Source organism: Pseudomonas sp. ITEM 17296 (assembly GCF_028895205.1).
In the GTDB taxonomy this organism is placed as follows: Bacteria; Pseudomonadota; Gammaproteobacteria; order Pseudomonadales; family Pseudomonadaceae; genus Aquipseudomonas; species Aquipseudomonas kermanshahensis.
The window spans coordinates 1-8220 of sequence record NZ_WJRS01000032.1; the positions used below are offsets into that span (position 1 = coordinate 1).

The window sequence follows — 8220 nt, forward strand, 5'->3', positions numbered from 1 at the left end:
GTTATTATGCTTATTAACCAATCTATCAACATCGCACTGTTCGGTAAGGCGGGTAGATCAGTGCGAGTACGCTTGGCAGTCCGTTCAAGAGCGAACGTGAGTCAACACCGGCACGCAGAAAGTCCTGCTTCAAAAAGTTATTCGACATCGATGTCTCAATGTCGCGCCGTGGGATTTACGTTATGCCTTGGCCCAGGGTGGGTCCAACGACATTTGCAGGGCGCTAATCATTACCTGAAGTTATCAATCAAGGCCCTATCCCGCCCCGCCCTTTGTAGGAGCAGCCTTGTGCTGCGAAGAGGCCCGCTCATACACTGGCTATGGGTGCCTGTACGGGCCCTTTCGCAGCACAAGGCTGCTCCTACACAGGACCTGAACCCTACCGACATGGTCAGACACTCCGAACCCGATCAGACCTTGATCAAGATGCCTTCGCTGCGCGCGGTCAAAGTCTTCGTCGCGGCCGCCAAATACCAGAATTTCACCCGTGCCGCCGAGGCCCTGTGCGTCACCCAGGCCGCCGTGAGCCGGCAGATCCGTGAGCTGGAAACCTACCTGGGTGCCGAACTGTTTACCCGTGTCGGCCGCGCGGTAGAGCTGACCGTGGCGGGTTCAATCTTCTTCGATGCGGTGCAGTTATCGTTCGTCAACATCTCCCAGGCGGCCGAGCGAATCCGCAGCAACATCAACCCCAAGCACGTGGTTACCCTGTGCTGCTCGCCAGCTTTTGCCGCCCTGTGGCTGGGGCCACGGATGCCGAAGTTCTTCGAGCAAAACCCGGACATCGACATCAACCTGGTGACTACCCAGAACTTCCTGTCGATGGAGCCTGGCGTACGGCCGGACATCTACATCACCAAGCTGGGCAAGATCCAGGCCGGCTACAGCTGCCACCCGCTCAACCATGATGTGGTCTACCCGGTATGCAGCCCGCAATACCTGGCACAGCACCCACAGCTGGCTACCTTGGAAGGGATTCGCGACGGCTCGCTGCTCAACCTCAGCCCCTATGGGCGCTCACAGGTGGCCGAGCACGTCGACTGGAATGTCTGGTTGGCGTTCCATGACGTCGACCTGAAGAGCCGTGCCAGCACGGCGCCGCATTTCTTCAATGCCAATGACTACAACCTGCTGGTGCAGCTTGCCCTGAGTAGCCAGGGCGTGGCATTGGGTTGGCACCACCTGGTGGGCCCGCTGGTGGAGCAAGGCTTGCTGGTGCGGCCGGTCGAACAGCAGTTGGTGCTCAAGGACACCTTCCATTTCCTGGCCTTCAACGAAGACAAGGAGCATGACGCCAGTTGCCGACGGTTGCGTGACTGGTTGTTGGTAGAATTTCAACCGTTGCTGGAGGCTGCCACCTGACGCCTGCACATTGATTGCCTGATAGACGCTCGATCTGGCAATGACTCGTCAGCGGAGGCGCTTCCTCCGCTCCAAGCCCTTAGGTGGCGGCTTGTTGTTATAAAGTCTAGTATAAGCGTCGTCTAGGCTAAGCATCCCGAAATCAAAATCTCCTCCTCGCAAAGCTGCAACCAATGCAATAAAAGTGGATTCCACCCTGGTTTTAACTTCAATGTTGTGCAGACCAATTGCCGCCGCCGCCCAACCGGCATCTCCGACGATCATCCCCAAGTTGCCAGGTGTTATCTGGCCGTTCTGGATCGCCTGCAACGCCGTCAATCTAGAGTTTAACACCATCGAATACTCTGAACCGGGGTTCAATTTTACGAAATCCACCATTGACCGCGACCCCACCTTTGACAACTGCCTAACATAATCAGCATGGATATCTTCAGACCGCTTAATTATTTTGCTTTTTACATGCTCTGGCAGATTAGCATCCGTACCGCCCCTCAAACCGTTGCGAAGACGAGTTCGAGCTTGATTTTCGATGATTTTGCTGTGGATCTTAACCCTATTTCTGGCTCTCGACGCCCATTCCGCAGCAGCTTTGGCATAGATAGGTTTAAGCTCATGACCGGTTGGGTCAGCATAGTTTATTGGATCATTGTTGCAATATGCATACGCATTGAACCCTCCTTCATCAAAGGGACTCCATCCATCGGGTGAATTAAAACGCATCCTACAGGGGCTGTAGACTCTGTAACCATTGCCTAAAACATATCCATCCCATTTGCTATCCTGTCGTTCACCCACGTAACGAACAAGCGGGATACTGCTTAGCCCGAAATGGCTATACCCATAGGGTGAGTAATTGAATCCATTACTTTTTTCTTTTCCCATGACACAAGCACCGTGCTTGATGAATAATGCCAAATACGATAGTAACTATTCTACTTTGTGCAACTAGCAAAAATACCAGGCAACGCATAACTCGCTCGTACGGAAACGTACTAAAACCGTACTTCACTGCACCGGCAAGAAATTCATCAACAACAGGCTTTGCGCATAATTGAGTCCGATCCGCCGATAGCGCTCGTCCAGCAGCTCTGCCAGCAAATCCAGCCGCGCCACAATCTTGCCGAACTCGACGGCGAAACTCAGGTTGCTGCCCTCCTCCGAAATCTCGTTGGAGAACAGCAACAGCACGCCGTTGGCATCCTGCCGCTGGCTAAGCATCCAGGTGGCTTTCTCGATATTGCGTGCCGCGTTGTTGACGAACAGCGGGTCGATGGTGTCCGTCATGTAGAACTCGGTGCGCCCGCCATGGGCGGTAATCAGCATGCTGCCGATGGCATAGATGAACGCGCCGACCCGGTCCCCGCGAAACTCCGGGCTCAGCGCGTAACTCAAGGCGGCAAGGTCGCGGCGATTGCCCAGTTGCGCCAACGGTTGGCGCTGTTCGATGGCGATGCGGATCTGCCGCTCGGCCGTGGCGGCATCGACGTAGCCAGACATCTTCCACTGGTTGGGGTTGCGCAGGTACAGCTTGTTCATCAGCAGGTACAAGCTCTGCAGGTTGTCGCGCATCGACAGTGTCGCCAGGCGGTCGACGCTGGTCTGGAACAGCTCGCTGGGCTTGCCGTTGCCGAACTGGCTGACGATGTCACGGCCCTGCTCTTGGGTACAGGCGCACAGGCACGTCAGGGCGCCTGCCAACAGCAGGCCGGGGACTATTCTGGAAGGGCTTGCAACCATCGGCACCGGGTCGATATTCGGCGGCCGCACCGGGGATCAGTGCAGCCTGGCCAAGCATAGAGCCCAAGAAACCGAAAAAGTGCGATGGTCACATGGCGTGACGCAACATCTCCACCACCTGCGCATGCAACGCCGGGTCACCACAGGCCACCACACACCCGCCATGCTGCGCCGAGCTGCCATCCCAGGCCGTGATCACACCGCCCGCCCCTTCGATGATCGGCATCAAGGCCTGCACGTCATACGGCTGCAGGCTCGCCTCCACGATCACATCGACAAAGCCCGACGCCAGCATGCAATAGGCATAGCAGTCGCCGCCATAACGCATCAGCCGGGCCTTGCCGGCGACGGTCTCGAATGCCGCCTTGCGCGCTGCGGTGTCGAACATGTCCGGGGTGGTGCACATCAGCGTGGCCGAGGCCAGGTCTGCGCAGGCACGGGTTTTCAGCGGCGTGCCACTGCGCCAGGCACCTTCCGGGGTGCCGACGAAGCGTTCGCCGGTAAAGGGCTGGTTCATCACCCCTACCCGCGGACGCGTGCCATCGTTCAAGGCAATCAAGGTGCCCCACAGCGGCAAGCCGGTGATGAACGCGCGGGTACCGTCGATCGGGTCGAGTACCCAGGTCAAGGGGCTGGTGCCCACTGCCACGCCCTGCTCTTCACCCAAAATACCGTGCTCGGGATAGCGCGCCTGGATCAGCGCGCGCATGGCATCTTCAGCCGCCTTGTCGGCCACCGTCACCGGGTCGTACAACCGCCCGCCCTTGTCCTCGACGTCCAGGCTGGCACGGAAATACGGCGTGATCGCCACAGCGGCGGCATCGGCCAACTGCTCGGCAAAGGCGCGGAATTCGCCAATCTGTTCAGCACTCAGGGACATGGGGCAGGCCTCTTGAAGATGATGGAGGCCAGCATCATACCCGACAACCCGCGCCACAGCAGTCGCCTGCCATAGAGGCCATTATTATGCCACTATCGCTACTTCATTTAACCGTCACTCAATCGTTGTACTAGGATACCCATCACCTCCCGAATGCGGCCCAGGATGCGGGCCAACAGCCAGACGGGAAATTGCACCACCGGACCTCATGGACGACACGATGAATTCGCACCTGCTCTACCCACAAATCGGCAAAGTCATTGCCAGCACCGGCAGCCGCCAATTCCCGCGCATGCTGCACGACCTGATCCAGGCCCACCTGACCATCGACGCCACGCACATACGCCTGCTGCCCGTGGCCCCGGCCGGCCCTGATGCCAACGCGCCCGTGATCAACGAGACCGTATTTTCCTCGGACGTGCAGCCAAGCAGGGACTGCAGCGACCCGACGCGCTTGCACCTGATTCGCCGCAAAGGCGACGCCCGCTACGAAATCCATGTGCTGCGCGCTGACTCCACCTACGGCTTCTCCGCCTTCGAACGCAACCGCCTGGACGACATCTCGCCCCTGCTGCTGCCGATGCTGGAAAAGCACATCGATGCCCTGCAACCCGCCGCCGAGCGCGCCACGCAAGAGAGCCTCGAACAGCGTTTTCTCGACCGCCTGGCGCAATCGGGGCTGAAGCTGTCCGAACGGGAGCGCCAGGTGTGCCTTGGCCTGCTGGCCGGGCATACCGCACCGGAGCAGGCCGAGCGGCTGGATTTGAAGGTGAATACGGTCGAAAGCTATTTGCGCCGGGCGGCGATCAAGCTTGGCATCAGCGGGCGGCATTCGTTGATGCGCTGGATGTATACGGCAGTTTGATCTTGTAATCCCCACCGGGGCACGAATCGCCGTGTAGGAGCAGCCTTGTGCTGCGAAGAGGCCGGTGATAACACCGTGAATCTTCGTTGCTATTACCGGCCTCTTCGCAGCACAAGGCTGCTCCTACAAGGGTTGAGGTACAGGGCACCTCAATCCCGTGCCAGCGCTTCGATCGGGTCAAGCCGGGCCGCGTTGCGCGCTGGCACAAAACCGAACACCACCCCAATCAACGTCGAACAGGCAAACGCCATCACGATCGACGCCGGTGAGAACACCATCTCCCACTGTTTGACGAACAACTCGAACAGGTAGCCGATCCCATACGACAAGCCAATACCGACTAACCCGCCAAACAGGCAGACCATCACTGCCTCCACCAGAAACTGCTGACGAATGTCCGACTGCCGTGCCCCCACCGCCATGCGAATGCCGATTTCGCGGGTACGCTCGGTCACCGACACCAGCATGATGTTCATTACCCCGATACCGCCCACCACCAGCGAAATCACCGCGATCAGCGACAGCAGCAGGGTCAGCGAGCGGCTGGTCTTTTGCACGGTCTGCATGATGCTGTCGAGGTTGTTGGTGAAAAAATCCTTTGTGCCATGGCGTTGCAGCATCAGCTTGGTCACCTCCTCCTCAACCCGCTTGCTGGGCACGCCGTCCTTGATGCGTACGCTGATGCTGTCCAAGTGGCGTTGGCCAAGCACGCGGCCGGCAGCAGTCTCGTACGGCACCCAGATATTCAGCTGGTTGCTGGCGACGAACAGGTTCTTGTTCTCGGCGGTAACGCCGATCACCGTGCACGGCAGGTTCCCCACCAGGATCACCTGCCCCAGCGGATCTACGTTGGGGCCGAACAGGCGCTTGCGGGTGTTGTGGTCGATCACCACCACCTGGGCCTGGCGCCGTGCGTCCTCGGCACTGAACACGATACCGGCGGCCAGGGGAATGTTGCGCACCTGGAAGTAGTGTTCGCTGACGCCATTGAGCTGCACATCGACATCGAGGTTGCGGTAGCGCACCAAGGTGCTCTGGCCGATCACCGGGGTGGCGCTGTCGACGTAGTACAGCGCGTTGAGCGCCGTGACGTCGGCGGGCACCAGGGTTTCGATGGTCTTCGCCCGGCTGTCTCCGAAGTTGCTACCCGAATAGATATCGATGGTGTTGCTGCCAATTGCCTGGATGTCCTTGAGCACGTAGCCCTTGGCCCCTTCGCCGATGGCCGAGATGGACACCACCGAGGTGATGCCAATGACAATCCCGAGCATGGTCAACAAGGTGCGCATGCGGTGCGAGATCAAAGCGATCCAGGCCATCTTGAAGGCCTCGCGGAACATCCCCAGGCTAGCGACCAGGCGCCTTGCCGGCGAGGCGGCCGGTGCCGGCTCGGCCACCGGGGTGGGCATGGCTGCAGTGCCCGTGCGCCGGTCGCTGACGATTTGACCGTCGCTGACCTCGATGACCCGTTCGGCATGCGCGGCGACCTTGGGGTCGTGGGTCACCAGGATCACCGTGTGCCCGGCTGCGTGCAGCTCCAGCAGAATATTCATCACCTCTTTTCCGCTGGCCGTGTCCAGCGCACCGGTCGGCTCGTCGGCGAGGATCACCTGGCCACCGTTCATCAGCGCCCGGCAGATACTCACCCGCTGCTGCTGCCCGCCGGACAACTGGCTGGGGCGGTGCTCCAGATGCCCGGCAAGGCCCAAGCGCGTGAGCAGCTCACGTGCCCGGTCGTGGCGTTGCCCGTGCGCAGTGCCGGCATACACTGCTGGAATCTCGACGTTGTGCAGGGCATCCAGGTGCGGCAGCAGGTGGTAGCGCTGAAAGATGAAGCCAAAATGGTCGCGGCGCAGCGCCGCCAGGGCATCGTCGTCCAGCGTGCGCGTCTCTTGCCCGCCGACCTGGTAGCTGCCACTGCTGGCGTTGTCCAGGCAGCCGAGGATGTTCATCAATGTGGACTTGCCGGACCCGGAGGCGCCGATGATCGCCACCAACTCGCCACTGTGGATCTGCAGATCGATACCCTTCAGCGCCAGGAACTCGCGGTCGCCGGCCAAGAAACTGCGGCTGACCCCCTGCAGGCGCAACAATGGCTCGCCGTTGCTGCAGGCAACGGCGCTGTGTGCGCTCAGCTCGACATTCATGTTCATGCTCACGCCCCTGCTTCGCCAGACACCGGTTCGCCGATCACCACACGGTCACCTTCGGCCAGGCCATCCTTGATCTGCACTTTGACGTTGTTGTTGATCCCCGCCTGCACGTTGCGCACCTGAGCGAAGCCCTTGGCATCGATCACCCGCACCGGGAAGCTGCCGTCGCCATTGCGCGCGCCCAGGGCGGCCACCGGCACAGTGAGCACGCCTTCGGCCGTGTCGAGCACGATGTGCACCTGCGCGGTCATCGAGATGCGCAGGCGGTGCTCGGGGTTCGCCACCTCGAACAGGGCGTTGTAAAACACCGCGCCATTGGGTTTCGTGGCGCTGCCATCGCTGTTGTCGGTGCTTTGCGCGTAGTTCTGCGGGGCCGGTTCGGTGCCGCGCAGCTTGGCGTAGTAGCGTTTGTCTTCACCGAGGATGGTGAAGTACACCGGTTGGCCTGGGCTGATGTGGATCACATCGGCTTCCGACACCTGCGCCTTGACGGTCATGGTGTCGAGGTCGGCCAGCTTGAGCAGCACGGGCGCCAACTGGTTGGCGATCACGGTCTGCCCTTCTTGCGTGACGATGCCCACCACATGGCCGTTGATCGGTGCATTGATACGGGTGTAGCCCAGGTTGACCTTGGCCGTGTCGATCTCGACCCGGGCACTCTGGATTTGCGCATCGAGCGAGCGCACGGCGGCCTGCTGTACCTCGTATTCGGACTCGGCGTTCTCGAAGTCCTGGCGCGATACCGACTCGTCGGCCTGCAGTTCGCGATAGCGCTCATACACCCGCCTGGCCTGCTTGAGCTGGGCCAGGCTAGAACGGCGCTCGGCCTGCAATTTGTCCTCGTCGACCTCAGCCTGGCGCAAGGTATTGCGCAGCACCAGCGGGTCGATTTCGGCCAGCCACTGGCCCTCGGTGACCTTGTCACCCAGCTTGACCTTCAACGAGCGCAACTGGCCCGACACCTGGGCGCCGACGTCAACCTGCTTGATGCCCTGCAACGTGCCGGTGGCCAACACGGCGTTTTCGATGTCGCCACGCTCGACCGTGGCGGTGATGTATTGCGGCGGCTTGGCCGGGGCCTGGACGGCATACAGCGTGATGCCGGCGACCAGGGCCACGGCGATGCCGAGGCTGTATTTGCGGAATCTGGACTTTTCCATGAACACTCACTATCTCTTCGGATTCGCATAACCCGGCCCCAGTGGGGCCGGGAAGGCCCATCT

At 60.3% G+C, this 8220-nt stretch carries 7 protein-coding genes; 2 read left to right on the forward strand and 5 right to left on the reverse strand.

Annotated features, from left to right (window positions below; genetic code table 11):
* The first annotated feature begins 387 nt into the window (after window positions 1-387).
* A complete protein-coding gene (locus tag GIB19_RS24745; RefSeq protein ID WP_274888379.1) occupies window positions 388-1362 on the forward strand; it encodes a LysR family transcriptional regulator in 975 nt (324 codons plus the stop codon).
* Window positions 1363-1410: 48 nt separating this feature from the next.
* Here the strand turns inward: GIB19_RS24745 and GIB19_RS24750 are convergent, their stop codons facing one another.
* From GIB19_RS24750 to hisN, 3 genes are all read right to left on the reverse strand, one after another.
* Window positions 1411-2244, reverse strand: a complete 834-nt coding sequence (locus GIB19_RS24750; protein WP_274888380.1) for an RHS repeat-associated core domain-containing protein — start codon at window positions 2242-2244, stop codon at window positions 1411-1413.
* Between the two features lie 123 nt (window positions 2245-2367).
* Window positions 2368-3099 carry a hypothetical protein gene (locus GIB19_RS24755; RefSeq protein ID WP_027596802.1) on the reverse strand — a complete coding sequence of 244 codons (732 nt, stop codon included), beginning with the start codon at window positions 3097-3099 and terminating at the stop codon, window positions 2368-2370.
* Window positions 3100-3187: 88 nt separating this feature from the next.
* Window positions 3188-3979: a histidinol-phosphatase gene (gene hisN / locus GIB19_RS24760; protein ID WP_085273361.1), complete on the reverse strand. Its 792-nt coding sequence runs from the start codon at window positions 3977-3979 to the stop codon at window positions 3188-3190.
* A gap of 220 nt (window positions 3980-4199) precedes the next feature.
* Between hisN and GIB19_RS24765 the strand changes: the two genes are divergently transcribed.
* A complete protein-coding gene (locus GIB19_RS24765; RefSeq protein ID WP_274888381.1) occupies window positions 4200-4844 on the forward strand; it encodes a helix-turn-helix transcriptional regulator in 645 nt (214 codons plus the stop codon).
* A 149-nt stretch (window positions 4845-4993) separates the two neighbouring features.
* Here GIB19_RS24765 and GIB19_RS24770 read toward each other — a convergent pair whose 3' ends face one another.
* On the reverse strand, window positions 4994-6997 hold the full coding sequence (locus GIB19_RS24770; RefSeq protein ID WP_027596799.1) for a MacB family efflux pump subunit: 2004 nt from the start codon (window positions 6995-6997) through the stop codon (window positions 4994-4996).
* Between the two features lie 2 nt (window positions 6998-6999).
* On the reverse strand, window positions 7000-8157 hold the full coding sequence (gene macA, locus GIB19_RS24775) for a macrolide transporter subunit MacA (RefSeq protein ID WP_099430906.1): 1158 nt from the start codon (window positions 8155-8157) through the stop codon (window positions 7000-7002).
* Window positions 8158-8220: the final 63 nt, after the last annotated feature.